The organism is Aequorivita vitellina, assembly GCF_022008365.1.
Taxonomy (GTDB): domain Bacteria; phylum Bacteroidota; class Bacteroidia; order Flavobacteriales; family Flavobacteriaceae; genus Aequorivita; species Aequorivita vitellina.
In genome coordinates, this window is record NZ_JAIRBA010000109.1 from 1 (window position 1) to 830 (window position 830).

At 31.2% G+C, this 830-nt stretch carries 1 protein-coding gene; it reads right to left on the minus strand.

What is annotated here, in order from left to right; all coding sequences use genetic code 11:
• Window positions 1–106 precede the first annotated feature (106 nt).
• Window positions 107–712 carry a hypothetical protein gene (locus K8089_RS16195; RefSeq protein WP_237604326.1) on the minus strand — a complete coding sequence of 202 codons (606 nt, stop codon included), beginning with the start codon at window positions 710–712 and terminating at the stop codon, window positions 107–109.
• Between the last annotated feature and the right edge of the window lie 118 nt (window positions 713–830).

The following is an 830-nucleotide window of genomic DNA, read 5'->3' on the forward strand; positions in this document are numbered from 1 at the left end:
TCAACACCACAACATAATCATTATGAAGTGATTAAAAAATAAAATATTATATTTGAAGAACTGGACTAGTGCTTTTCATAGGATACGTTGTTGTGGTGTCGTTTTTTTATTCAGTTTTTTTGTCGTTTTCTATTTCAGGTGGTGGTGAATAGGGTACAACCTCCCAAAAAGATATATTCAGTTCTAATTCAGTTTTCAGTTTGTCATATTCTTGAGTAAAGTCAATTAGGAAATTTTCAATTCCGTTAACTTTTTCATTTCGATTGGATTCTATAATCGTTAAATAACTTTTGATAACATCAGTTTCGTCTTCTACTTCAAAATAGGCAAAGTCGTTCTTTAAAGTCCAAGCCAAAGAATTCGCCTTAATTTCTTTGCTAAAATGGTCTTTATAAAATTTACCTTTTGCAAAAGAGACATAGTGTTTTCCGTCTGGGTCAAAAATCATCGGTTCACAATGTTCAATCGGATATATATTCCGAGTGATATTTTTTTGTTTAACAACTATTTTCGGAATACTATCATTACAGATTATTTCTCGAATTCTGTCAATGAGTATTCCATAATTTTTAAATTCCGATAATTCAATAGATACATTTAAACTTCCATTTTCATTTTTAGGAAATCCATAATTCTTAATTTCGGTTTCTTGTTTTCCACAACTTGCCAAAAGCAATAAGAATATTAAATATTTGGCAAAGTTTAAATTCATTTCAAGAGTTTGTCAAAATGCACCACAACGGTCTCGGCTATGAGTAGTTGCGTGGGTTAGCACTTAACTTTGCAAGTACACACCAAACTGAAAATCCGCGAGGATTTTCAGAAGTAGG

Bases quoted from the DNA above. Each gene is read 5' to 3' on its own strand.
- K8089_RS16195 (WP_237604326.1), bottom strand. From the start codon at position 712: ATGAATTTAAACTTTGCCAAATATTTAATATTCTTATTGCTTTTGGCA.